The sequence below is a fragment of the Desulfocurvus sp. genome, from assembly GCF_023230885.1.
In the GTDB taxonomy this organism is placed as follows: domain Bacteria; phylum Desulfobacterota; class Desulfovibrionia; order Desulfovibrionales; family Desulfovibrionaceae; genus Desulfocurvus.
In genome coordinates this window covers 1-24,283 of record NZ_JALNWM010000002.1, presented here as the reverse complement: position 1 = coordinate 24,283, position 24,283 = coordinate 1, and the positions used below count along the sequence as shown (strand labels likewise).

The following is a 24,283-nucleotide window of genomic DNA, read 5'->3' as shown; positions in this document are numbered from 1 at the left end:
CCGCCTCAGCCGCCCGGGGCGCAGTCGATGATGAAGCCCATGTAGCGGCTGCCCAGGCCCAGGCTGGGGTCCGCCCCCGGGAATTCGGCCACGATGCGCAGCCCGTCCAGGGACCGGCGCAGGCGCTGCTCGGAGAACAGGCGGCAGGGGTAGCTGGCCGCCATCAGCGCGGGGTCCACCCGCTGTACGCACAGCCGGTCCTGCGGGCCGTCGATGACGGGCAGCCGGTCCAGCAGCAGGGTCGTGCAGCCGTGGGCCAGGGCCTGTTCCAGGGCCGCGCGCGGATCTTCCAGGTATTGCAGCACGCTGGAGAAGACCGCCGTGTTCGGGGCCAGGGCCGCCGCGCAGTCGGCCGCGTTTTCGAAGAAGGCCAGGGTGCCGTCTTCGAACTCGCGGCGCCCGGCGCGCACGAAGGCGGGCTGCTCCACCACGCCCCAGCGCACCAGGGGCAGACCGGCCAGGAAGGCCCGGCCCTGGAAGTAGAGGCTGCCCAGGGAGCCGCCGTAGTCCATGACCCGCAGGGCGCCGCCGTTGCGCGCCGCAGCCCACAGCAGCCCCGTCAGCAGGGGCCAGGCGTACTGCACGGAGTCGAACAGGCACGAGTCGCGCTCGCAGGCGGCGCGGCCGTCGCGCACCTCGCGCATGGCCGCGAGCACGCGCTCCAGGATGGCCTCCTGGTCGTATCCGGCGGACGCCGCCCGGGCCCCGGCCCAGTCGGGATAGTCGCCGAAGAAGCCGTAGCGCCGCCGCCGCCGGGGCGCAAGCCGGGCCAGGGCCGGGGGCAGCAGCTGGCGCAACAGGGAGCGTAGGGTCATGGCCTGGGGCCTCCGGGCCGGGGCGTCCGGCGGGGGTTGGGGTTGGCGGGCGGGGCGTTCACGGCCGGGCCTCCGGGGCCAGGAGCCTGCGAGCGGCCGCGCGCAGGCGGCGCAGCAGGCCGGGGCGCGAGCGCCCGAGGTGGCGGACGATGGCCTTGCGGGCGGCGGCGTCCTCCCGGGGCTGCGCCATGACGAAGCGCGCGGGGGCGACGCAGGGGCCCGCGTCCAGGCGCGTGTCCGCCCCGTGGGTGCCGGAGCCGTCCAGGCCGATATTGCGGACCAGCGAGCGCCCCGGATACAGGCCGAGCCTGCCCGCCAGGAAGGTGGAGGCGTACCAGCGCACGGCCCAGGAATCGTTGCGCCCGGCGATCTGGTCTTCGAGCATGGCCGTGTAGTGCTGGGCGCCGTCCAGATCGAAGGTCCGGGTCAGCCCGGCCGCGCGCAGCCGGGCCAGCAGCCCGGCGCCGTCGGGCTCGAAAAGTTTCCAGGCCCGGCTCCAGGTGCCCCAGCCCCAGCAGTCGGTCATGCGCAGCATGAAGGTCTCGGGCAGCCCGGGCACGGGCAAGACGTAGCCATGCACCGCCGCCACGCGCTCCTCGTCCTGGTAGGCGTCCAGGGCGCGGTTCATGAATTCCAGGAAGCCCGGCGTGGTCAGCAGGTCGTCTTCCAGGACGATGACCCGGCCGTGGGCGGCCAGGGTTTCGCCTACTCCGGCGATGATGTTGCGCGCCAGGCCGAGGTTCGCCTCGCACGGGACCACGCGCAGGGAGGCGAAGCCCCGCGCGCGGGCCAGCACGGCGCGGACCTCGCCCACGGCGGCCTCGTCGGCCGGGCCGCGCGGCCCGTCGGCATAGGCCACCACCGGGGTCCGCGCGGCCAGGGGGTTGGCGGCCAGGGCCCGGAGGGTCCGGGCCAGGTGCCGGGGCCGGTTGTAGGCGAACAGGGCCACGGGCGCGCAGGGGCCGGTCATTCCGCCGCCCCCTGCCCGACGCGGGCCACGGTGTCCAGCCAGGTTTCCAGCAGCACCAGCTTGAAGAGCAGGAACCCGTCGCGGCCCGAGGCCCTCCAGCGCGCGGCCAGGGCCTCCAGCCCCGCCGGGGCCAGCACCCCCCGTTCCACGAGCTGCCCGGCGCGCAGCCGGTCCAGCCGGTCGTCGAGCACGGCCTGGATCCAGGCCTGGGGGGGCGGCTGGAAGCCCAGCTTGGGCTGGCGCGCGACCTCGTCGGGCAGGAGCCCGCGCATGGCCGCCTTGAGCCAGGGCTTGCCCTCGGGGGGCGCGGCGGGGCGGGCCTGGAGCAGGCCCAGGGCCAGGCGGAGCAGGCCGTGGTCCAGCAGCGGGGTGCGCGCCTCCACGGAACAGGCCATGCTGACCCGGTCGCCCAGGGCCAGGCAGTTGGAGGTCAGCCAGGTGTGCAGCAGGGCGGAGAACACGGCCCGGGCCGGGTTGTCCCAGTCGTCCCCGGCCATGCGGAAGGGCTCGAAGGCGTTGGCGGGCGGCACGGCGCGCGCGAAGTCCGGGCTGTAGAGCCCGGGCAGCGCGGCCCGGGCGGCGATGAAATCCGGCGCCAGGTCGTAGAATACGGCGTGGCCGGGCCGGTCCAGGGTCAGCAGGGAGACATCGCGCAGCCAGCCGGCCAGGGCGCGCGGCAGGGCGGGAACCCGCGCGCTGCGCCCGGCGCGCAGCAGCAGCGTGCCGCCGGTGGCCGCCCGCAGGGCGGGCCACAGCCCGCGCAGCCAGGCCGGGCCGCGCAGCCAGCGCCCCTTGCGCCGGGTCAGGCGGGCCGCCCGGCCGACCCACGGGTAGCCCCAGAACAGCTCGTCCCCGCCCAGGCCGGTGAACAGGACCTTGACCCCGTGGTCCGCCGCCAGGCGCATGACGCTGTAGTGGCCGAAGGCGGCGATGTCGGCGATGGGGTCGTCCATGATCCGCACCAGCCGGGGGAAGAAGGCCCGCATGTCCCGGGTGTCCAGCTCCGCGCTGTGGTATTTCAGGCCCAGGCGCGCGGCCAGGGCCCGGGCGCGGTCGCGCTCGTCGTGGTGGGGGCGCCCGGGGTAGCCCACGCTGAAGGCGTGCAGGGTGCCCGGGGCCCGGGCGGCGGCCAGGGCGGCCAGGGAGCCGGAGTCCACGCCCCCGGAAAGGGCCAGGCCCACGGGCACGTCCGAGCGCAGGGTCAGCTCCACGGCGTGCTCCAGTTCGGCGCGGACCAGGGCGGCCGGGTCGCCGTGAACCGGGGGTTCGTCTTCGGGGCGCCAGTAGGGCTCGGGCTCGGGGGGCCGCCCCGGGGCCAGGGTCATGCAGTGCCCGGCCGGCAGCTTGAGGACGCCGCGCAGGGGCGTGGCCGGTTCGGGTACATACTGGTAGTGCAGATAGGCGTCCACGGCGGCGGGATCCAGGTCCGGCGCACCGGGGAGCATGGCCAGCAGCCCCTTGAGCTCCGAGGCGAAGAGGAAGCTGCCCCCGGAGCTGGCGTAGCACAGGGGCTTTTCCCCGGTCCTGTCCCGGGCCAGGAACAGGGTCCTGTCGCGGGAGTCCCAGACGGCGAAGGCGAACATGCCGCGCAGCCGGGGCAGGCAGCCCCGGCCCCAGCGGACGTAGGCCGCCAGCAGGACCTCCGTGTCCGAGGAACTGCGGAAGCGCTCCCCGGCGGCCTCCAGCTCGCGGCGCAGCTCGATGTAATTGTAGATTTCGCCGTTGAAGGCGATCCAGTGGCGGGCGCCCGGGCCGGGCATGGGCTGGGCGGCCCGGTCCGAGAGGTCCAGGATGGCCAGGCGCACATGGCCGAGCACGCAGGGCCCGGCATCGTGCAGGCCCGAGCCGTCGGGCCCCCGGTGGGCCATGGCGGTCATGGCCCGGCGCACGGCCAGGGCGCCGTCCGGCCCGGGGGCGAGGATTCCGGCGATGCCGCACATCAGCGCCGCCCCTCCAGGGCGGCCCGCAGGCGGGCCCAGGCCATGCCCAGGCCCAGGACGCGCGGGCCCACCAGCTCGCACAGCCCGTTGTGCACCCGGGGCATGGCCTCGCGGTCGCGCAGGGGCAGGGCCGCCAGAGCCAGGGCCACCCGCCCGGCGGCCTTGCCCAGGGCTCCGGCGGCCCGCAGGGCCGGGGGCGGCGGGCCGTCGGCCAGGCGGATGCGCTCGATGCTCATGCCGTCGGCCAGGCGCTGGCGCAGGATGTCGCCCAGGCGCATCCGCCCGGGCGAGACCAGGTGGCGGACCCACAGGGTCGGCGAATAGCGCAGGGCTGCCCCGGGCCGGGCCGCGCGCAGGCGCAGTTGCAGGTCGGTCTCCTCGCCGTAGCCCAGGGCCCGGCCACGCATGCCCAGCCGCCCGTCGAAGCCGCCCAGGGCCTCCAGCACGGCCCGTTGCAGGATCATGTTGCCGCCGTCCAGGAACTCTCCCGGCCCCAGGACGCGCTCCGGGCCCTGGTCGTGGGAGCCGTAGGCGTCCTTGAACCATGCGGGCCGGGGCGAGGCGTAGCAGGCGAAATACGGCCCGCCCATGCCCTCGGGCCGGTGGGCCAGGGCCAGGGTCCGGGCCGCCTCGAGCCAGCCGGGGGGGATCCGGCAGTCGTCGTCGCAGTAGGCCACATACTCGCCGCGCGCCTCGCGCCAGGCGCGGTTGCGCGCGTGGGACAGCCCCTGGGCCGGTTCGGCCACGCGGCGCACGCCGCGTGCGGCGAATTCGCGGGCCACGGCGGCGGTGTCGTCGGTGGAGTTGTTGTCGACCACGAGGATCTCGTAGTGCTCGCGGGGCAGGGTCTGGGCACAGAGGTCCCCGAGCACGTCGCGCAGGAGGGCCGCCCGGTTGTAGGTGCAGACCGCCACGGTGAACAGCGGGGGGCGGGGGGCGGTCATGGCCTGCCTCCGGCCAGGGCCCGCAGGCGCGCGCCCACGGCGCGCGCGGCCCGGCGCAGGGGGCCGGGGCCGGTCCGGGGCGGGGCCAGGCGCACCCGGCGGGGGGCGCCCCCGGGCGGGCAGGCCGCGAGCTCTCCGGCCAGGAACGGGAAGAGCTGGAGCCGGTCGAGGACCAGTCGCCGGGCCTCGGCCAGGGCCTCCAGCCGCCGGGCCCAGGGCTCGGCGTGCATGGCCTGGGCGATGGCCTCGGGGGCGCGCGGGTCGTCCGGGTCGAACACGATGACGGCCTCGGGGGGGAAATAGTCCCCGACGTTGGGGCAGCCCGCGTAGACCGGCACCGTCCAGGCCAGCAGGCAGTCGGTGAGCTTTTCGGTGAAATAGTGGTCGGCGGCGTGGTTCTCCACGGCCAGGGAGAAGCGGTAGGGCGCCAGGGCGTCCCATTTGTCGGCCACGGGCGTGAACCCGCGCCCGAACAGGTCGAAGTCCAGGCGCCCCCGGACCGTTTCCAGGAAGCGCATCCGGCGGCGGTGTCCGGCAAAGGCCGTGGCGTTGCTGGTGATCCACGACAGGCCGCGGCTCTTGGCTGGCGGGGGGCAGGCCGAAAGCTCGTCGTAGCTGCGCCCGACGTGCCAGGGCAGGGCGGGCTGGACATGGCGGTAGCGCGGCCCGACGAGGTCGGCGCGAGTGGTGTAGACCCGGTCGTGGACGGGCTCCCCGTGGTGGAAGCGGCCGAAATGCTCGTTGGGCGGCTCCTGCATCATGGCCCAGACCCGTCCCGGCGGGCAGCGCAGCCGCACGGCGGCGCCGGGCGCGTTGAGCACCACGGCCGCGTCGCAGGCGGCCACGGGCTCCTCGGTGAAGCGGATGCCGCCCCACTCCCCGCGCCCGCCCGGCGTCTGGCGCAGCAGGTCGGGGAAGTCGTAGTCGCGCAGGATGCGTACCAGGGTCACGCCGCGCCCCCCGGCCGCGAGAGCAGGGGCTCCAGCTCCGGCCTGCCGGAGAGCACCTCCTCCAGGACCAGGGCGCCCATGGTGGCGCGGAAGGCCGCCCGCTCCCGGGCGTAGTCGCCGCGCAGGCGGACCACCCGCTGGTCGTGGCCCGTGCGCGCCCGGACCTCCTCCTTGGTCACCCGCTCCCGGGCGGCCTCCAGGCGCCCGGGGTCCGGCTCCTGGCCGAAATGCGCCGCGAGCCGGGCGAATTCGCCCTCCAGGTCGGCGCGCATGCCCTCGTAGGTCAGGACGGTCTTGTGCGTGGTGCAGTCCTCGGTGCGCAGCCATTTGTCCAGGTGGCGCCCGTAGAGCCCGGCCCAGTGGCGGACGTGCCCGGCGTCGTCCGGCGCCTGGCCGTGGTAGGCGAGCTGGGAGAACACCGTGTCCACCGGGTCGCGGTGCAGGTAGACGACGTTGCGCCGCCGGACATCCAGGTCCAGGTCGTGGGTGTGCAGGGTCAGGTAGTCGGTGCGCTCGGGGTGGTAGAACACGCGCACCAGGGAGGGCCGCCCGAAGTACAGCTCCATGAGCATGCGCAGCCAGTGGCTGCCCGTGCGCGGGAAGCTGACCAGGAAGGGGTTGTCCTGGTCGCGGGCAAAGGCCTCGATGACGGCGGGGTCGGTGACGGCGACGGAGCCGCCCCCGGGGTCGGAGTCGCCGTGCAGGGCGGCGCGCATGAGTCGTTTGAGCTGGTGCAGCATGGTCGTTTCGTATGGTCCGTGCGCCGCCGGTCAGCGGCGGTTGGCGTTGATGTATATGGCGTCGCCTGCGGTCAACCGCCCGTCCGGATGCGTGAACAGGTCGTAGAGATTCAGCAGTTCGAACCCGCGCCCGCGCAGGAACACGTCGATGTCGCCGAACAGGGCCTGGCCGTCGTACAGCGGCATGAACTCGACCTCGGTCAGGATCAGTCCGGTGCGTTCGAGCAGCCGCCCGCAGCCTTTCAGGGCCTGGAGTTCGTAGCCCTGGAGGTCGAGCTTGAGGATGTCGATGTCCTCGTCGAACAGGGCGTCCAGGCGCGCCTGGCGCACGGTGACTGTCCTTTCCACCCCGGCCCGCTCCCCGTGGAAGGCGGCCATGTGCCGCGAGGGCGCCAGCACGCTGGAGGACAGGCTGTTGCGCAGGATGTGGAACTCGATGCCGCCCTCCTCGGCGCCCAGGGCCAGCTCGTGGACCGTGACGCCCGGCTCGGCGGCGAAGGCCCGGCGCAGCTCCCCGGCGAGCAGGGGGTTGGGCTCGAAGGCCTGGACGCGCGAGCCCGGGAACAGGTGGCGGAACGCGCTGGTCATGGCTCCCCGGTGCGCGCCGCCGTCTATGATCAGCGGGTGTGGGGTCCGGACGCGGTCGCGGATGTCGGCCATGCGGTCGCGCACGGCCATGCAGCCGTGGGCGGGGCGCTCCAGGCCCAGGGCGGCCCGCAGGCCCCTGGCCGCGCGCCGCGCAAGGCCCCTGCCGGGCAGCCTCAGCCCGGGCACGGTGCCTCCCCCGGGCGCGCGGGCCCGCCGCAGCGCGGGTCGCGGAAGACCAGGGCGATCTCCTCGCGCCAGGCGTCGCCCTGGCGCAGGGCGATGTTGCGGCTCCAGTTGTTGCTGTCGCGGCAGGTGGAGCAGGGCGGGGCGTCGCGGTCCCTGGCCCTGGCCCTGGCCGCGGCGCGCTCCGGGCCGCGGAAAAGCTCCTCCAGCGGCCGCTCCAGGACCGAGCCTATGGCCAGGTCGAGGTTGGTGTCCAGATTGCAGGGCGTGACCCGGCCGTCCCAGGCCACGGTGAGCATGTCCTGGTCCCAGGCGTTGCAGGGTGCGTCCTGGATCATGGGGTCGTCCACCTTGCCTCCGTAGGTCAGCACGTTCTTGAACAGGATCAGGTCGCCCGGGCCGAGCCGGGGCAGCCAGAAGTCGGCGAAGTCGCGCATCTCGTGGCGGTTGGCGCTGCTCACGGGGAAGACGTGGCGCGTGGGCGTGTGCCCGGGCAGGGCGAACCAGTATTCGGCCTTGGCGCGGATGGCCCGGAACCTGTCGCCCGTGGCCGGGGCGCCGTCCAGGTCGAGCACCTGGGCGCCCGGGCGCACCAGGTCGTAGGTGCGGGAGGTGGCCGCGTCGATGGACAGGCGCAGGTCGTCCAGGCGCATCTCGCGGAACAGGGCGAAGGTGTGGCGCGTCAGGCGCGAGAGGTTGGTGTTGAGCACCACGCGCAGGCTGGCCGGGCGCCCGGCCAGGACGCGCATGTACTCCTCGAACCGGGGGTGCAGGGTCTGCTCGCCGAAGAAGCTCAGGTTGATCTCGTTGGCGCAGCGCGCCGCCTGGGCCACCACCTCGCGGAACAGCCCGGGCTCCATGAACCCCCGGGGCCGGTCGTAGGGCGCCAGGGGGGCGTTGTCGCGCCCCCGGCGCGACTGCGGGCACAGGCGGCAGGCGTAGTTGCAGTGGTTGGTCAGCTCCACCTGCACCGAGGCCACGGGCAGCGCCCGGGCCCGGGGCCGCCGCAGCAGGCGGCCCAGCCTTGCGCCCAGCGCCGTCACCGGGCCCTCCGGGGCGCGCAGGCCGGGCTCATGCCGCGCCCTCGCGCAGGAAGAGGATGGCCGCCCGGCGGCCCAGGGAGAAGTCGTCGGCCCCGAGCAGCCCGGGGGGCACCGGCTCCCGCGAGCCCAGCTCGCGGCCCGTGAAGCCCGCCTCGCGCATCACCGCCCGCAGCACCTCCGGGTCGGGGTCGCGCTTGGTCCGGCTTTGGGCGATGGCGTCGAAGCTCCAGCCCCCGGGTTCGTCCGCCGCGGGGCGGTCCCGGGCCAGGCGGGTGTCCACCAGCACGGCCTGGCGCGTCACGGCGGCCACGCGCCGCAGCAGCTTGGGGTAGTCGTCGATGTGGTAGAGGATGCCCGCGCACAGGGTGAAGTCGAAGGGCCCCCGGGCCTCGATGGCCCGCCAGATGTCGGGGTCCAGGACGTTGCCGTGCAGGAACTCCCAGGCCCCCTCGGGCAGGAAGCCGCCCCGGCCCCAGTAGAGCCGGCCCTGGCGGACGTGGTCCAGGCGGCCCTCCACGGCCAGCAGGCTCGCGGCGCCCATCTCGGCGTAGCGCGCGCTGTAGTAGCCGCAGTTGGCGCCCAGGTCGAGCAGGCGCCGCCCCCGGAAATCATAGTGGTGCGAGGCTTCGTTCACCAGCAGGCGGCGGATGTAGCGCACCCGCCCGGCCAGCTCCTGGGCGCCCTCGCGCGCGCCCACGCCGGGGGTGACCCGCTCGGGCCCGATCTTCAGGTCGTAGTACCAGGGGTGCAGGGCCTCGATCTGCTCGCGCAGGGTGGGCCGGGCCAGGGCCCCGAGGCCCAGGCGCCGCGCCACGCGCGCGCGAAGCGACGGGCGGCGCGGGCGGTAGAGCTCGCGCTCGCGCTCGTCCAGCACGCGCTCCCAGTTGCGCCGGGTGGCGTGGAACTGGTCGCGCGCGGCGATGTCCCCGGGCAGCGCCCGGGTGAACACGTCGTCCCAGTCGCGGCCGTAGGTCTCCACGAAATAGCGGGCCGCGAACTCCTGGGCCTTTTGCTGGTATTCCTCGCGCGAGGGCGTGTTCCTGGCCTTGCCGTAGGTCGAGCCGCCCAGATGGACCATGCTCACATCGTCGCTGTAGGCCATCTGCCAGCCCAGGCTGTAGAGCCGGAAGCCCAGCTCCTGGGGCGCGCCCCAGCAGTACTTGAAGGCCGGGTTCAGGAAACCGGCCTCCTCCACCGCCTGGGCGCGGACCATCCAGGCCAGGTAGTCGCAGGAGGGCACGATGTGGTGGCCGCCCCCGGGCCGGGGGCGGCCCTCGGGGTGGGCGCCCTCGCCCTCGCCGGGGCTCAGGACGGCCAGGCGCGGGTGGGCCTGCATCCGCTCCACCAGGGCGGCCACGGCGTCGCAGCCCGGCTCGAAGACCAGGTCGTTCATGAGCACCCAGTAGTAGCGGTAGCGCCCCCGCGAGCGGGCCAGGCGCAGGCCCACGTTGTGGCCGTAGGCCTTGCCCAGGAAGCGCGGGTCCTCGTAGCGCAGGGTGCAGTGCTCCGTGGTCTGGTCCGGGTCGGAGCCCATCTCCACGGTGTAGATGTCCATGGTCAGCCCCCGGCCCATGCCCATGAGCTGGGCGATGGTGTCGCGCACCAGGTCGGGGCGGTTGCGGCTGACGATGATGGCGGCCACGTCGCGCTGGCGGTCGGTTTGCGGGTGGGGGCTCAGGGGCGTGAGGTCGCCCCAGCGGTCCCACACGGCGTCGCGGTCGCCGGGCAGCGGCCTACAGATCTCGATGGACGACATGGGTGGCGATTCCCTTGTTGTTCAGGATGCGTGAAAGCTCGTCGACGACGATGGAGCTTCTGTGGCGCCCCGCGCTGCACCCGAAGGCGAAGACCTGGTGCTGGTCGATGCCGGACAGGTATTCCAGCAGGGGCACGACCTTGTCGAGGAACTCCAGGGTCTGCCCCTGGGCCAGGACGAAGTCGCGCATCTCGTCCGAGGGGTTGGCGAAGAAGTTCCACTGCTTCTCGCGGGCGGGATTCTTGAGAAAGCCCACGTCGAAGTAGTAGTTGGCGTTGGGCAGGCCGTACTTGAAGCCGAAGGACATCAGGGTGACCTTGGCCTCGCCGGGACACGGGGTCATGGCTGCTCCTTGCTGTTGGGGTTCGTGCCGTAGCCGCACAGTTGCAGTTCCGGGGCCATGAAGGCCCACAGCGCCCCGGGGCTGTCGGCGGCGTCGGCGGGCAGCGCGGCGGCCGCGCGCCAGCGGCCCACGCCGCGCGTGTGGAACAGGCCGCGCGCAAAGTCCCTGGTGGCGGCGGGCAGCTCCAGCTCCAGGAAGGCGAACAGGCCCTCCAGGACGGGCACCGGATCGGCGCACAGCGCCTCGTAGCGGATCGTATGCACCTGCGGTGCCAGTTCACCGTCCTGGCGCAGGCGTTCCATCATCCTGACATGTTCGATCCACGACTTGGCCTGCACCCAGTAGCGGTGCGCGCGCAGGGGGCCGCACTGTCCCGCCGTCCGGGGGAAGGGGAAGGGCGACAGGGCCATGTCGTCGGAAATGCCGTAGGTGATGATCCGGAAGAACTCCCAGTTGGGGTGCCCGGGGTCGGCCCCGGTGAGGTTCAGCAGCCCGTCGTGGGACAGGGTCACGTCGCGCCCGTCGCGCAGCATGTGGATGTAGCGCGCCCGGGGGTAGAGGGTGCGGTACAGCGGGTGGGCGAACATGGCCGCGCAGGTCTTGGCGCCCCAGGGGCCGCCCCGGTGCCCGCGCAGGTGGCGCCGGGCGCACTCGCGGCCCACGCGCAGCACGGCCTCGCGGTGGACCAGGCAGCCCCGGCCCGGGCGGAACAGCCGGGGCACCAGGGTGCGCTCGAAGCCGTAGGCCCAGTGCAGGGCGTCCCAGGTGTCGTTCAGGCTTTGCGGCCCCCGGCCCATGAACACGCCCGCGTGGTCCAGCAGGCGGGCCAGGGCGCGGGTACCGGAGTGGCCCCGGGCCAGGAAGAATACGGGCCGGTCCTGGTCGCCGCTGTCTGCGGTCTGGGCCAGGGGCGTGCCGGGCAGGTGCGCGGGCAGGGGCGGCCCCTGGTCGCGAAAGCCGTGGAACCACGGGTGCAGGGAGTCGCCGCCCAGGGGCGGCGGGCCGGGCCGCAGCCGTGCGGCCAGCCGGGCCAGCAGGGCTCTCACGGCGTGGGCCCTCCGGGTTCGTGCTCCCAGCGGTGGCCGACGACGATGGCCCCGCGCGACTGGTCCAGGGCCATGCCGCTGCCGTACACGTCGCGCGGGGTCACGCGCAGGGTCACGGCGCGCTCCAGCTTGACCACCCACTCGCTCTGTTCGCGCACGAAGCCCACGTCCAGGGTGTAGGTGCCCGCCGTCAGCGGCAGGGCGTCGATGCGCAGGCGCATGGTGCCCCGGGCGCCCAGGCGCTCCACGGGCTGGCCGCTGATGGGCGAGGTGTTGAGCTGCACCAGCCTGCGCCCGAGGTGGTCGTTCAGGTGTACGGCGAAGGCCGGGGAGACGAACTGGCGCCGGGCCTCGTAGCCGATGCGCAGCTCCAGGCCCTGGCCGGTGGCCAGGGCGCGCAGGGGCGCGCCGTCCGGGGTGGCCAGCTCCAGGGAGCGGATGCGCATGTCGGGGTGGGCGCGTTCGTCCAGCAGGGCCAGGTTCACGGCGTAGGCCAGCTCCGGGCCGGGCTCGTCGCGCAGGGTGCGCAGGTGGGCCGCGATGACCTCGGCGCAGGGTCCGTCCATGACCAGCCGCCCCTCGTCGATGAGCAGGGCGCGCGGGCACAGGCGCTCCATGGCGGCCATGTTGTGGCTGACGAAGAGCACCGTGCGGCCCTGCCCGGCGGCGTCGCCCATCTTGCCCAGGCACTTGCGCTGGAAGGCGGCGTCGCCCACGGCCAGCACCTCGTCCACCAGGAGGATGTCGGGCTCCAGGTGCGCGGCCACGGCGAAGGCCAGCCGGACGTACATGCCGCTGGAATAGCGCTTGACCGGGGTGTCGATGAAGGGGCCGACCTCGGCGAAGGCCACGATCTCGTCGAACTTGCGGGCGACCTCCGCGCGGGTCATGCCCAGGATGGCGCCGTTGAGGAACACGTTCTCGCGCCCGGACAGCTCGGGGTGGAAGCCGGTGCCGACCTCCAGCAGGCTGGCCACCCGGCCCCGCACGCGGAAGAGCCCGCTGGTGGGGCGGGTGATCTTCGTCAGAATTTTGAGCAGCGTGGACTTGCCCGCCCCGTTCTGGCCGACGATGCCCAGGATTTCGCCGCGGTCCACGGAGAAGCTCACGTCGCGCAGGGCCCACAGGTGCCCGGCGGCCTGGCGCCCGGCCCGGCCCTCGACGATCTTGGCCAGGGGGTCCGGGCGGCCGCGCAGGCGGGCCCACCAGCGCGACAGGTCCTGGGCCAGGCTGCCGCTGCCGATGTAGCCCAGCCGGTAGAGCTTGCCCAGCCGCTCGGCCTGGAGGACGGGATGCGCTGCGGTCATGGCCCTAGACCGTGTCCATGAAGGTTTTCTCGACCCGGTTGAAGAGCACAAGCCCCAGGAGCAGCAGCGCCAGGGACACGGCGGCGGAAAGGCCCAGGTGCGCCGGGGAGAACGCCCCCTGCCCGAGGAACCCGTAGCGCAGGGCCTCGATGACCGGGGCCACGGGGTTCAGCATGGCCAGTTCGCGGTACTGCGCGGGCACCAGCGACACGGGGTAGATCACCGGGGTCAGGTACATGAGCAGCTGGACCCCGAAGCTGATCAGGAAGCGCAGGTCGCGGTACTTGGTCGTCATGGAGGAGACGATGATGCCCAGGCCCAGGCCCTGCACGGCCATGAGCAGCACCAGCAGCGGGGCCAGCAGCGCCTCGGGCCGGGGCCGGATGGGCGCCCCGCTGGCCATGAACCAGGCGCACACCGCCAGGAAAAGGGCGAACTGGATGCCCAGGGTGAACAGCCCCGAGACGACCCGCGACACGGGCACCGCCAGCCGGGGGAAGTAGACCTTGCCGAACAGCCCCGCGCTGGAGACGAAGGTATCCGCCGTGCGGGTCAGGCAGTCGGCGAAATAGCGCCAGGCCACCAGCCCGCAGAGGTAGAAGGCCATGTGCGGCAGGCCGTCGGTGGACAGCCCGGCGAAGTTGCCGAAGACCACGGTGAAGGCCAGGGTGGTCAGCACGGGCTGGAGCACGAGCCACAGCGGGCCGAGGATGGTCTGCTTGTACAGGGAGACGAAATCCCGACGCACGAAGAGCAGGACCAGGTCGCGGTAGGCCCACAGCTCGCGCAGCCTGAGGTCGAACCAGCCCGAGTCGGCGCGGACGGTCTCCGTCCATGCCCGCGCGCCCTTGTCCATGCGCCACCCTCCGTGGTGTCTGTGCCCGCGCGTCCTGCGCGGGTGCGGTGATCGTCGCGCGATTGTACGTCCGCGCCGCTGCCCTGTCCATCCGGCGGGGCAATCCCTGCCGGGCTTTTTAGATAATGCAATAAGCGGGCCGTGTTCCGGCCCGGGGTTTGCATGGTTCGCGGGCCGGCCCCGCGTCCGCGCGCCGCCGCCCGGGGCGGCTGTTGACGGCGCTCGCGGCGTGCGGCTAATGCTTGAACGTCCGTTGCAGCAGGCCAGGGAGTCCATGTGTCCGTCCTGACGGTTGAATTCGCGTTGCACGCCGCATGCGCGGCGGCGGTGGCCGCCCTGGCCCTGGGGCTGTGCCTGCCCATGCTGCGCAAGCCCCTGTCCGAGGACGAGGGCAACTGGTTCTACCTGGCGGTGCTTGCCGACCAGGGCGAGCGCATGCACGGCACCTACAGCGCCTTCGGCTATTTCAACCTGCCCCTGGCCGCGCGCCTTGCCGCGCGCCTTGCGGGCCGGGCCGACGCCCGCTTCCTGCAGGGCTTCAAGATCTGCTGGTACGCCCTCACCGCCGCCAGCGTCTACGCCCTGGCCTTCGCGCTCCTGGGCGACCGGGCCCAGGCCCTGGCGGCGGGTGCCTGCTTCGCCGTGGCCCTTGGCTGCGGCAACACGCTGTTCATGCTTTCCTACGCCGAGCACTACAGCATCCTGTGGACCAACCTGGCCCTTGTGTGCGCCCTGGCCGGGCTGGACCAGGGCTCCCTGGCGCCCTGCGCCGGGGCCGGGCTGTTCGCCGGGCTCGCGGTCCAGTTCAAGCCCTCGGGGCTGCTGTTCGCCGGGGCGCTGCCCCTGGCGCTGCTGGCCCACGCCGCTCCGGCGGGGGCCGTGGGCGTCTATGCGCTGGCCTTCGCGGGCCTGCAACTGCTGCCCCTGGCGCTGCTGCCCGCCCAGGGCCTGCGTACGCAGGCCTATGTCCGCGACACCCTGCGCGCGACCCTGCGCGACGGGTCCGCCGCCGCCGCGCGCCTGCTGGGGCTGCGCCTGCCCGGGGCCCTGGGCGGCGCGGGCCTGTCCGACTATGTGGGCAACCGTCACGACCACGCCCGGGGCAGGGACCTGGACCTGCTGCGCGCCAACGTGCTGCCCTGCCTGAAGGACCTGCGCCTGCTGGCGGTCCTGGCCCTGGGCCGGGCGGCCTGGGGCGTGGCCGGGCTGTCCCGGCCCGAGCTGCTGCTCCTGGCCCTGGCCGGGGTCCACCTGCTGGCGCAGCAGATGCAGAAGAACTACTACACCCCGCATTTCAACCCCATCTGGGCGCCGGTGGCCATCCTTGCCGGGGCGGCCCTGCCGGGGCTGGCGGCCCTGGTGCCGGGCTCCGGGCCCGCCGGCTGGGCCCTGGGGGCGCTGCTGGGCTGGGAGGCGCTGCGCCTGGGGCTTGTCCTGCGTCGGGAGTGGGCCCCGGGGGCCGAGTTGCGGTTCGGGTTCCTGCATCCCGTGGTCGGGCGCGTCTTCGACCTGGCGCGCACGGCGGGGGAGGCCATCCGTGCCGCCGCCCGCCCGGACGACCGGCTGTGCGTCTGGGGCGACCAGCCCAGCGTCTACCTCTACGCCCGGCTGCGCTCCTTCCGGGCCAAGGAGATGTTCTTCTACGGCCACCACGGGCGCCTCACCCGCGAGCTGTGGATCATCGAGGCCCTGCGCGAGCGGCCCCCGGAGCATATCCTGTTTTTCAACTGGAAGGTCGCCGACGGTTGGGACATGGCCGCCGTGGCCGGACGCATCGGCCACGTTTACGCCCCGGCGGCGGTCTTCGAACTGCGGGGCGCGGACGGGGCCGTGCTGCCCGGGCCGCATGGCAGGCCGTGCGCCTTCCCGCTGTGGCGCCGCGACGACGCGCGCTACGAGCAGACCCTGCTCGAACGCATGCAGTCGTGCGCCGACGGCCCCCGGGCCCGGGCGCTGCTGGCGCAGCTGCTGGACGAGCTGCCCGACTCCTTCGAGGGCCGCTTCTGGCAGGACGCGCCCCCCGGGGACGGCGGGGCGGCCGACGCCCGGGCCGTGCGCAAGCGGGCTGCGGCCCTGCTGGGCGCCGCTCCGGCCCCGGCCGAGGCTGCGGCCCTGCGCCTGGCCCTGGCGCGGGTGGCCTGGGAGGGGGGCGACCCGGCCCTGGCCGCGCGTGAGCTGGACCTCGTGCCCGCGGACGCGCCCTGCCGGGCCCGGGCTATGGTGCTGTCGGGCACGCTGCTGCTGGCCCAGGGTCGCACGGGCGCGGCCATGCGGGCCTTCGAGGGCGCCCTGGAGTTGCAACCCTTCAGCCCCGGGGCCCTGAACGGCATCGGGGAGTGCCACTTGGCCGCCGGGCGCGCGCGCGAGGCCCGCGACGGCTTCGAGCACGCCCTGCGCTTCATGCCCGCCCATCGCCGGGCGGCGGACAACCTGGACGCCCTCAACGGCGGCTCCGGGGAGCGCATCAGGCTCTTCAAGCGCCTGGGCGTGCGGGGCTACTGGCAGGACGGGGACCCCGTCAGTTTTTCGTGAGGCCGCCATGAAGGTGCTTTTCCTGCTGCACGCCCCCGACGCCGGGGGCACCGAGCGCCAGATGCGGGCGCTGCTGGCCGGGCTGGACCCGGCCCTGGTGCGGGCGCACCTGGCCCTGCTGTTCTCGGGGGGCGGCTTTGCCGACGCCTTCGCGGCCCTGCGCGGCGTGAGCATCCACCACCTGACCGGGCGCGGGAGCTGGACGCGCGCGGCCCTGCCCGGGGCCCTGGTCCGGCTGGTCCGCCTGGCGCGCGCCCTGCGTCCGGACGTGGTCTGCGCCATGCTGCCCGGGGCCAACGAGGCCGCCCTGCTGGCCGGAAGGCTGTCCGGGGCGCGGGTGGTCACGGGCATCCGCTGCACCATGGGCGCCTGGGGCGACGGCGGCGCGGCCTCGGCCCTGGGGCGGCGGGCCGGGGCCCTGCTGTGCCGCGCCTCGGATCTGGTGATTTCCAACTCCCGGGCCGGGCAGGCCCGGGCCGTGCGCCTGGGCTGCCCGGAGCACAGGATCCGCGTGGTGCCCAACGGCATCGACGCCGCGCGGTTCGCGCCCGACCCGGCCGCCGGGGCCCGGCTGCGCGCGGCCTGGGGCGTGGCCCCCGGGGTGCCGCTGGTCGGCCAGTTCGGCCGCCTGGACCCCATGAAGGGCCACCCGACCTTTCTGCGCGCGGCGGCCCTGGTGCGCCGCCGGTGGCCCGAGGCGCGCTTCGTCTGCCTGGGGCGCGGGCCGGAGCCCGCGCGGCGGGCCCTGGCCGCCCTGGCCGGGAGCCTGGGGCTGGCCGGGGCCGTGCTCTGGCCCGGCCACGAGGACGACATGCCCGCCGCCTACAACGCCCTGGACGTGCTGTGCCTGTCTTCGGCCTACGGCGAGGGGTTCCCCAACGTGCTGGGCGAGGGCATGGCCTGCGCGCGGCCCTGCGCGGCCACGGACGTGGGCGACGCGGCGCTGATGCTGGGCGGGCTGGGGCCCGTGGTGCCGCCGGGGGATTTCCGGGCCCTGGGGGCGGCCCTGGCCGGGCTGCTGGACGAGGGCCCCGAGGCCCTGGCGGCGCGCGGGGCGCGCTGCCGGGAGCGCGTGGAGGAGCGCTACGGCGTGGCGCGCATGGCGGAGGCGTTCACGGCCCATTTCCAGAATCTGGCGCGCGGGGGGCGGCCATGTGCGGCATAATCGCCTGCCTGGCCCACGGAGGGCCCGCCCCCGGGCGCGAACTGCTTGCGCGCATGAACGCCCTGCACGCCCGGCGCGGTCCGGACAGCCGGGCCGTGGTGGAGTGCGACGGCGGGCGGCTGGGGTTGGCCCACACCCGGCTGGCGGTGATCGACCTCTCCCGCGAGGCCGACCAGCCCATGACCGACGAGGGCGGGCGGCACTGGCTGGTCTTCAACGGCGAGATATACAACCACCGGGAGCTGCGCGCCCGGCTCGAAGCCCTGGGCGAGCGCTTCCGCACGCGCTCGGACACCGAGGTGCTGCTGCGCGCCCTCATGCGCTGGGGGCAGGACGCCCTGGAGCGCCTGGAGGGCATGTTCGCCTTCGTCTACGCCGACCTGGACGCGGGCTGGCTCCTGGCCGCGCGCGACCGGATGGGCATCAAGCCCCTGTATTGGACCAGCCGGGACGGGCTGACCTGCTTTTCCTCGACCCTGGCGCCGCTGACCCTGCTGCCGGGCTTCCCGGGGCGCGTGGATCCCGTGGCCCGGTTCGAGATGCTGGTGTCCAAGTACGTCTGCGCCCCGCGCAGCATCTATGAGGGCGTGGCCAAGCTGGAGCCGGGGGCCCTGGTGCGGGTGGACTTCTCCGGGGCCGTGAGCCGGCGCCGCTGGTGGACCCAGCGGAGCTGGACCGGGCCCGGCCCGGACTCCGGGGCCCCCCGGCGCGACTGGCGCGCCGAGCTGGAGGCGGCCCTGGACCAGGCCGTGGAACGTCAGCTCGTGGCCGACGTGCCCGTGGGCGTGTTCCTCTCCGGGGGGGTGGATTCCAGCCTGGTGGCGGCCCTTGCCGCGCGGCGGGCCCCCGGGGTGCGCACCTTCTCCATCGGCTTTCGCGAGGCCCGCTGGGACGAGTCGGCCCACGCCCGGGCCGTGGCCCGGCACCTGGGCACGCGCCACAGCGAGTACATCCTGGCCCCCCGCGACGTGGAGCGGACCTTCCAGGCCCTGGTGCGGGCCTTCGACGAGCCCTTCGGCGACGCCTCGGCCCTGGCGCTGCATGTGCTCTGCCGCGAGGCGCGCCGCGACGTGACCGTCGCCCTGAGCGGCGACGGGGGCGACGAGCAGTTTTTCGGCTACGCGCGCTACCGCCAGCTCGCGGGCATCCAGCCCCTGGTGCGCCTGGCCCCGGCCTGGCTGCGCCGGCTGGCCCTGGCCCTGGCTGGCGGTGCGCCGCGCTCGCGCCTGGGCCACGCCCTGGCCGCCGGGCTCGGCTTCCCCGCCCCTCGCGACCAGTACACCCACTTCGTGCTCGAAAACTTCGCCCTGCTGGCCGAGCTGTGCGGGGCGGGCCCGCGCGAGGCGCTGTGGGCCACGGGGCTGGCCGAGGCCAACCGCCGGGGCATGGACCTGGCCGGGGGGCGCCTTGGGCCGGGCATGATGCTCGCCGACCAGATGCACTACCTGCCCGACGACTGCCTGACCAAGACCGACCGGGTGTCTATGGACAACTCCCTGGAGGTGCGGGTGCCCCTGCTGGACGAGGCCGTGCTGCGCACCAGCCTGCCCATGCCCCTGGCCCTCAAGTTCTCCCGGGGGCGCACCAAGGCCGTGCTGCGCGACATCCTGGCGGCCCACCTGCCCCCGGGGCTGGCGGAGCGGCCCAAGATGGGCTTTGGCGTGCCCCTGGACACCTGGCTGTTCGACGGCCTCGAGGGCCTGCGCGGGCGGCTGCTCTCCCGGGGGGCGCTGGAGGGGGCGGGGCTGGACCCCGACGGGGTGGCCCGCGTGCTGGCCGCCCACCGGGCCGGGCGCGTGGACCATCAGTATTTCCTGTGGCCGGTGCTGTGCTATGTGGCCTGGGCCAGCCAGCGGGCCGGGGGGGCGCCGTGAGCGCCCTCCGGGTGGCCCATGTGGTGGACAGCCTCGGGCGCGGGGGCACCCAGACCTTCCTGGTCCATCTGACGCGCGGGCTGGCGGGCCGGGGGTTCGTCCAGCTGGTGGTGGCCCTGGGCGACGAGGTGGACGGCGCCGTGCGCGCGGGGATCGAGGCATCCGGGGTCGAGGTGCGCGTCATCGGCAAGGCCGCCCTGGCCTCGGGCTGGGGGCTGGCGCGGCTGGCCCTGGCGCTGCGCGGCTTTTCCCCGCAGGTGGTCCAGACCCTGCTGCCCCATGCCGACATCCTGGGCCGCGTGGCCGCCCGCGCCTGCACCCCGGCCCGGGTGGTCTCCTCCATCCGCGCCCGCAACGTGGACAAGCGCCGCTGGCAGTTCCTGCTGGACCGGCTGACCGCCGGGCTGGCCGACCGGGTGGTCTTCAACAGCGCGGCGGTGGTGCCCTTTGCCCTGGCCCGCGAGGGGGTGCGGCCCGGGCAGGTGGTGGTCATCCCCAACGGGGTGGCCGTGGCCGATGCCGATCCGACGGCGGCGGCTGCGCTGCGCCGGAGCCTGCTGCCCGGGGGCGGGGGGCCGCTGCTGGTGGCCGTGGGTCGGCTGTGGCCCCAGAAGGATTACCCCACGCTGCTGGAGGCCCTGGCCCTGGTGCGCCGGAGGCGGCCCGGCACCGTGCTGCTGGTGGCCGGAACCGGGCCCCTGTTGGCCGCGCTCCGGGCCCGGGCCGGGGAGCTTGGCCTGGGGGCGGCGGTGCGTTTCCTGGGGCGGCGCGACGATGTGGGCGCCCTGCTGGCCGCGGCCGACGTGTTCGTCCACGCGGCGCGCTTCGAGGGCCAGCCCAACGCCGTCATGGAGGCCATGGCCGCCGGGGCGCCGGTGGTGGCCACGGCGGTGGACGGCGCGGCCGAGCTGGTGGAGCCGGGCCGCGACGGGCTGCTGGTTCCCGCCGGGGACCCCGCCGCCCTGGCCGGGGCCGTGGCCGGGCTGCTGGACGACCCTTCCCGGGCCCGGGCCCTGGGCCGCGCCGCGCGCGAGAAGATGCGCGCCCGCTATTCCCTGGAGGCCATGACCGGGGCCTACGCCGAGCTGTACCGCGCCGTGGCCGGGCGCTGAGTCTCATTCCTCCGGCGCCGCCAGCAGGTGCAGGCGGCGTCCCGCCATATCCCCGACGACCAGGAACTCCTGCCCGTGGCGCACGAAGGCGCCCAGGCAGGACGCATCGCAGCGGGCCGTGCCCGTCAGGGTCGCGACGCGCGCGGCGTGGAGCACCGCGCCGTGCGCGTCCAGCCGGGCCAGGCGTCCTTCGCTGGCGCACCAGAGCCCGCCCGGGCAGGGCTCGACCTTGGTCGGGCGCAGGCCCAGGGGCTCGGCGTGGAGCACCTCGGTCCGCCCGGAGCGCGGGTCGTGGCGCAGCAGGGCGTTGGGCGCCGAGGCCGTGACGTGGAGCAGCCCGTCCAGCCCGACGCAGTTGATGGGCGTGCAGTCCTGCGGGCCGGACAGGGGCGCGAAGGCGGGCGCGGCCGCGTCGGGGTCGCACGAAAACCAGCGCGGCGCCTCGTGGGCCGCGTTCTTGGTCATCACGGCCAGACCGCCGGGCAGGGCGGCGATGTCGTAGGGTCTGCGCCCGGGGCCTTCCAGCTCCGGGGGGAAGGGCAGGGCCCGCAGGGGCCGCAGGTCCGCGCCGAGCAGCAGCAGCCGGGCGTTGCCCCGGTCGCACAGGGCCAGGCGGCCGTCTTCCAGGAGCAGCACGCGCGTGGGGTCGCGCAGGCCCAGGACGTGGGCGGCCAGGGGCGCGCCGCGCGGGGAGAACTCCAGCAGCTCCGGCCTGCCGAAATCCGTGACCAGCAGGCTGTCGCGCCCGGGGTGGAAACATATCGAGGACGGCCTGGCCCGGCAGCTGTGGCCGAATCCGCACACCGGGCGCAGGGGCATGGGGCCGTCCAGGGCTTCGCGGCCCTCGTGCCACAGCGCCGTGAGAGCCTCGCGCAGGCGGGCCAGCTCCAGCAGCCGCGCATGCAACGGGCCGGGCAGCTCGCGCAGGGGGCGCGTGCCCAGGGCGTCCTCCACGGCGCGCAGCCCGGCCACCCGGTCGCGCAGTTCGTCCAAAAGGGCCGCGAGCCCGGCCCGGGACTGCGGGCCCGGGCCGTCCAGCAGGGCCCGCAGCCGGGCGGCCAGGGCGGCCCTCATGGCGCCTCCGCGCCGCGCAGGCCGTGGGCCAGCAGGCCCAGGGCGTCGCGTACGGGGCGCGGGGCCGGCGGCGGGGCGACGAAGGGCAGCACCGCGGCCCGGGCCAGGGCCTCGGGGTGGTCGGGCTCCAGGCCCGGAGCCAGGATGCACAGCGTCCCGTCGGGCACCAGCACGGGCGGGAAGGCCTGGCGCCCGTGGATGGCCGCCCCCCCGGCGTCGCAAACGGCCCCCGAGCGCGGGTCGACGCGCCAGGGGGCCCCCGGCGGGGCGAAGGGCAGGACCGTGTCGTGCGGGCCGCTTCCGGCGTCGCGCAGCAGGGTCCAGGCCAGGGGGCCGGGGGCCCGGTCGGCCAGGGTGCAGGCAAAGGACGCCGCCCCGGGCCCGGGCAGCCGGGGGCAGAGTTCCCGCTCGCCGCCCGCCGGGTCCAGGATTTCCAGCTCCCAGCCAGCGGGCACGGCGCCCCCCGCAGGGAAGGCCACGCGCCAGGACCCCGGGCGCCCGGCCAGACGCGGGGCCAGGGCCTGGGGCGCGGCCGGGGCCGCCCGCCCCGCCGGGTCCAGGACGCCCGTGGCGGCGATGTGCATGGGCCTGCGGAACTGGCAGGGGTGATCCCGGGGCGGGGCGGCGGTCATCAGCGCGGGGTGCCCGCCCGCCCGGTGGCGGTCCGCCGCCGCGCGCAGCAGCTCCGGGCCCAGGCCCAGGGCCGCGGGGTCGACCAGGGCCAGGGCCTCGCGGCCCAGGGCCCCGCCTGCGCGCAGGGCCCGCGCGCAGGCGGCGCTGCCCGGGGGCAGGGGCGGCGGGTCCGTGGGCGTGCCGGGGGGCAGGGGCAGGGGCGTCAGCCCGGCGGCCCGGGCCATGTCCAGCAGCCGTGGCTCGGCGGCGCCCAGCCAGGCCTCGCGGAACAGGGTGCCGCGCAGGGCGCCCACGGCGCCCAGGGCCCCGAGGGCCAGCTCCGGGCGGGCGGCCAGCGGCTCGCCGGGCCGGGGCGCCAGGGGGACCACGGCGATCATCGCGGCCCGCCCGCGTCCGGCGCGGCCCAGGGCACAAGCCCCGCCTCCAGCGCGGCCCGGGCCAGGTCCAGGTCGGCCTGGCCGTCGATGTCGATGAGCTGCACCGGGTCGGTGACTTCATGGTAGAGGCTGGTGTGCTGGCCCGGGTCGAGGCTTGTGCCCTCGTAGAGGCCGTAGCAGCGGAACAGGGGCGTGCCGGGGGGCGTGCCCACGGGGCGGGCGGCCCCGGGCCCGGGCAGGAAGGCCACGGGGGAGGGCTCCATGCGCCGGGCCGTGACCACGCTGGCGTGGCCGCCGAGGTTCAGGCCGACCAGCCGGTCCAGCAGCCCCGGCGGGCGGAAGGGCGAGGTCGGGTACAGCACGGCCAGCACCTCGGGCCGGTAGCCGTCGCGTTGCAGCTCGTCCAGGGCGTGGCGGACCACGGCGCCGGTGGTCACGGTGTCGCCGCCCAGGGCGGCGGGCCGCAGGAAGGGCACCTCGGCCCCGAAGCGCTCCGCCTGGGCGGCGATTTCCGGGCTGTCGGTGGAGACCACCACGCGGTCCACCAGGGGGCAGGCCAGGGCCGCCTCGACGCTCCAGGCCACGAGGGGCCGCCCCCCGAGGGGGGCGAGATTTTTCCCGGGCAGGCCCTTGGAGCCTCCCCGGGCGGGAATGAGCGCCACGACACAGGGCCGGGGCGCGCGGCGGCATGGTTGCATGGGCGGAGTCCCCCTGGGTGTCGTGTTGTAGCCCATGCCCGGCCGGGGCGTCCAGGGCGCGGCGGCTTGCCGAAGGCGGGCAAGCCGGATACCGTCGGGCCCAAGCCGCGCGAACGCAGGGAGGTTCCCATGCCGAAGGCTTCAGCGCCCGGGGAAGGCCGGGCACCCCTGGTCTCGGTGCTCATGGCCACCCGCGACAGGCTGGACCTGTTGCCCGGGGCCCTGGCCTCGGTGATCGCCCAGGACGAGCCGCGCTGGGAGCTGGTGCTGGTCAACGACGGCGGGCCGTCGCCCGCCGGGGTGGTGGCCGGGCTGGGCGACGGGCGCATCCGGCTGGTGGAGCAGCGCGAGGCGCGCGGCAAGGGCCACGCCGTGAACCATGCCTTCGCCCGCAGCCGGGGCGCCTTCATCGCCCATCTGGACGACGACGATGTCTGGCTTGCGGACCATCTCCGCGTCCTGCTGGGGGCCCTGGCCGGGGCGCCCGGGGCGCGCATGGCCTTTTCCAACGCCGACTATGTGGAGCTGGCCCCCGACGGGCTCGGCGGCTGGCGCGAGGTCGGCCGGACCCTGCTCTACAGCGGCCCGGCGACCCTGGCGGACCTGATCGAATACAACTGCATCAACGGCATTTCCGTGCTCAGCGACCGGGCCCTGTTCGAGGAGGCCGGGGGCATGGACGAGTCCCTAGATGTGCTGCTGGACTGGGACCTGTGGCGGCGCATGGCGGCCCTGAGCGCCCCGGTGCATGTGCCCCGCGTCACGGCGCAGCACTTCATGCGCCAGGACCCGGACCGGGAGGCCGCCGGGCACCTTACGGACCTGGCCCGGCGCGACCCGGTGCGCTATGTGCGCAACCGCCTGCGCATCCTGGACAAGCCCCTGCCCCTGCCTGCGGACGGCAGCCTGGACGCGGCCCTGGCCGGGGCCCGGGCCAGGGGCCGGATGCAGCTCGCCGTGGCCCTGGGCGAGGCCGCCGAGGCCGCCGGGGACGCCGCCGCCGCGCGGGAGCATTACGAGGCCGGGCGCGAGGCCGCCCCCGACCATGTGCTGCCCTGGCGCAAGCTGGGGCGGCTGGCTGCGGCCGGGGGCGCCCCCGAGGCGGCCCTGCGGGCCTTTGGCAAATGCCTGGCCCTGCCCGGGGCCGCGCCCGTCGACGCCCTGCACGCCGCCGGCGCGGCCCTGGCCCTGGGCGAACCGCGCAAGGCAGTGGGCCTGCTGGAGGCCGCCGCGCGGCGCTTCGACCCGGGCCGCGAGGGCCAGGCCGCCGTGTTGCGCCTGCTGGCCCAGGTGCGGGCCCTGGTGCGCTGAAGGCGCGCGGGGGCGCCCGGGGCTGC

At 75.2% G+C, this 24,283-nt stretch carries 21 protein-coding genes; 5 read left to right on the top strand and 16 right to left on the bottom strand.

The window, feature by feature from the left end; genetic code table 11:
- Window positions 1-5: 5 nt before the first annotated feature.
- Genes M0P34_RS00285 through M0P34_RS00225 form a run of 13 tightly spaced genes read right to left on the bottom strand, consistent with a single transcriptional unit; the run spans window position 6 to window position 13,481 of the window.
- Entirely contained in the window at window positions 6-815 is an 810-nt protein-coding gene (locus M0P34_RS00285) for a methyltransferase, TIGR04325 family (protein ID WP_291495118.1), read from the bottom strand.
- A gap of 58 nt (window positions 816-873) precedes the next feature.
- A complete protein-coding gene (locus tag M0P34_RS00280) occupies window positions 874-1,785 on the bottom strand; it encodes a sugar transferase (RefSeq protein ID WP_291495116.1) in 912 nt (303 codons plus the stop codon).
- Entirely contained in the window at window positions 1,782-3,725 is a 1,944-nt protein-coding gene (gene asnB / locus M0P34_RS00275) for an asparagine synthase (glutamine-hydrolyzing) (RefSeq protein WP_291495114.1), read from the bottom strand. The genes M0P34_RS00280 and asnB (M0P34_RS00275) overlap by 4 nt, the downstream gene beginning before the upstream one ends.
- A complete protein-coding gene (locus tag M0P34_RS00270; protein ID WP_291495112.1) occupies window positions 3,725-4,669 on the bottom strand; it encodes a glycosyltransferase family 2 protein in 945 nt (314 codons plus the stop codon). The genes asnB (M0P34_RS00275) and M0P34_RS00270 overlap by 1 nt, the downstream gene beginning before the upstream one ends.
- Entirely contained in the window at window positions 4,666-5,619 is a 954-nt protein-coding gene (locus M0P34_RS00265; RefSeq protein ID WP_291495110.1) for a glycosyltransferase family 10, read from the bottom strand. Before M0P34_RS00265 ends, M0P34_RS00270 begins: the two co-directional genes overlap by 4 nt.
- Window positions 5,616-6,359, bottom strand: a complete 744-nt coding sequence (locus tag M0P34_RS00260) for a sulfotransferase domain-containing protein (protein ID WP_291495108.1) — start codon at window positions 6,357-6,359, stop codon at window positions 5,616-5,618. The genes M0P34_RS00265 and M0P34_RS00260 overlap by 4 nt, the downstream gene beginning before the upstream one ends.
- Window positions 6,360-6,389: 30 nt before the next feature.
- Window positions 6,390-7,133 (bottom strand): FkbM family methyltransferase, encoded by a 744-nt coding sequence (locus tag M0P34_RS00255; RefSeq protein ID WP_291495106.1) that lies wholly within the window; start codon window positions 7,131-7,133, stop codon window positions 6,390-6,392.
- Window positions 7,121-8,173 (bottom strand): radical SAM/SPASM domain-containing protein, encoded by a 1,053-nt coding sequence (locus tag M0P34_RS00250; protein WP_291495104.1) that lies wholly within the window; start codon window positions 8,171-8,173, stop codon window positions 7,121-7,123. Before M0P34_RS00250 ends, M0P34_RS00255 begins: the two co-directional genes overlap by 13 nt.
- 28 nt (window positions 8,174-8,201) lie before the next feature.
- Entirely contained in the window at window positions 8,202-9,929 is a 1,728-nt protein-coding gene (locus M0P34_RS00245; RefSeq protein ID WP_291495102.1) for a methyltransferase domain-containing protein, read from the bottom strand.
- Entirely contained in the window at window positions 9,907-10,272 is a 366-nt protein-coding gene (locus M0P34_RS00240) for an RNase adapter RapZ (protein ID WP_291495101.1), read from the bottom strand. The genes M0P34_RS00245 and M0P34_RS00240 overlap by 23 nt, the downstream gene beginning before the upstream one ends.
- Complete coding sequence (locus M0P34_RS00235) at window positions 10,269-11,318, bottom strand: sulfotransferase domain-containing protein (protein ID WP_291495099.1); 1,050 nt, start codon at window positions 11,316-11,318, stop codon at window positions 10,269-10,271. The genes M0P34_RS00240 and M0P34_RS00235 overlap by 4 nt, the downstream gene beginning before the upstream one ends.
- Entirely contained in the window at window positions 11,315-12,625 is a 1,311-nt protein-coding gene (locus M0P34_RS00230) for an ABC transporter ATP-binding protein (protein WP_291495097.1), read from the bottom strand. Before M0P34_RS00230 ends, M0P34_RS00235 begins: the two co-directional genes overlap by 4 nt.
- Window positions 12,626-12,629: 4 nt before the next feature.
- A complete protein-coding gene (locus M0P34_RS00225) occupies window positions 12,630-13,481 on the bottom strand; it encodes an ABC transporter permease (protein ID WP_291495095.1) in 852 nt (283 codons plus the stop codon).
- 276 nt (window positions 13,482-13,757) lie between these two features.
- On the opposite strand from M0P34_RS00225, the gene M0P34_RS00220 reads away from it, so the two are divergent.
- Genes M0P34_RS00220 through M0P34_RS00205 form a run of 4 tightly spaced genes read left to right on the top strand, consistent with a single transcriptional unit; the run spans window position 13,758 to window position 20,164 of the window.
- Window positions 13,758-16,013, top strand: coding sequence for a tetratricopeptide repeat protein (locus M0P34_RS00220; protein WP_291495093.1), 2,256 nt, complete (start codon window positions 13,758-13,760; stop codon window positions 16,011-16,013).
- A 7-nt stretch (window positions 16,014-16,020) separates the two neighbouring features.
- Window positions 16,021-17,178, top strand: a complete 1,158-nt coding sequence (locus M0P34_RS00215) for a glycosyltransferase (RefSeq protein WP_291495091.1) — start codon at window positions 16,021-16,023, stop codon at window positions 17,176-17,178.
- Window positions 17,166-19,052, top strand: a complete 1,887-nt coding sequence (gene asnB / locus M0P34_RS00210; protein ID WP_291495089.1) for an asparagine synthase (glutamine-hydrolyzing) — start codon at window positions 17,166-17,168, stop codon at window positions 19,050-19,052. The genes M0P34_RS00215 and asnB (M0P34_RS00210) overlap by 13 nt, the downstream gene beginning before the upstream one ends.
- Window positions 19,049-20,164 (top strand): glycosyltransferase, encoded by a 1,116-nt coding sequence (locus M0P34_RS00205; protein WP_291495087.1) that lies wholly within the window; start codon window positions 19,049-19,051, stop codon window positions 20,162-20,164. Before asnB (M0P34_RS00210) ends, M0P34_RS00205 begins: the two co-directional genes overlap by 4 nt.
- 3 nt (window positions 20,165-20,167) lie before the next feature.
- On the opposite strand, the gene M0P34_RS00200 is transcribed toward M0P34_RS00205, so the two are convergent.
- Genes M0P34_RS00200 through M0P34_RS00190 form a run of 3 tightly spaced genes read right to left on the bottom strand, consistent with a single transcriptional unit; the run spans window position 20,168 to window position 22,946 of the window.
- Window positions 20,168-21,238 carry a hypothetical protein gene (locus M0P34_RS00200; protein WP_291495085.1) on the bottom strand — a complete coding sequence of 357 codons (1,071 nt, stop codon included), beginning with the start codon at window positions 21,236-21,238 and terminating at the stop codon, window positions 20,168-20,170.
- Window positions 21,235-22,248: a hypothetical protein gene (locus M0P34_RS00195; RefSeq protein WP_291495083.1), complete on the bottom strand. Its 1,014-nt coding sequence runs from the start codon at window positions 22,246-22,248 to the stop codon at window positions 21,235-21,237. The genes M0P34_RS00200 and M0P34_RS00195 overlap by 4 nt, the downstream gene beginning before the upstream one ends.
- The gene (locus M0P34_RS00190; RefSeq protein WP_291495081.1) at window positions 22,245-22,946 is read right to left on the bottom strand and encodes an acylneuraminate cytidylyltransferase family protein; all 702 of its coding nucleotides are present in this window, start codon (window positions 22,944-22,946) and stop codon (window positions 22,245-22,247) included. Before M0P34_RS00190 ends, M0P34_RS00195 begins: the two co-directional genes overlap by 4 nt.
- 129 nt (window positions 22,947-23,075) lie before the next feature.
- On the opposite strand from M0P34_RS00190, the gene M0P34_RS00185 reads away from it, so the two are divergent.
- Window positions 23,076-24,257 (top strand): glycosyltransferase, encoded by a 1,182-nt coding sequence (locus tag M0P34_RS00185; protein WP_291495079.1) that lies wholly within the window; start codon window positions 23,076-23,078, stop codon window positions 24,255-24,257.
- Window positions 24,258-24,283: the final 26 nt, after the last annotated feature.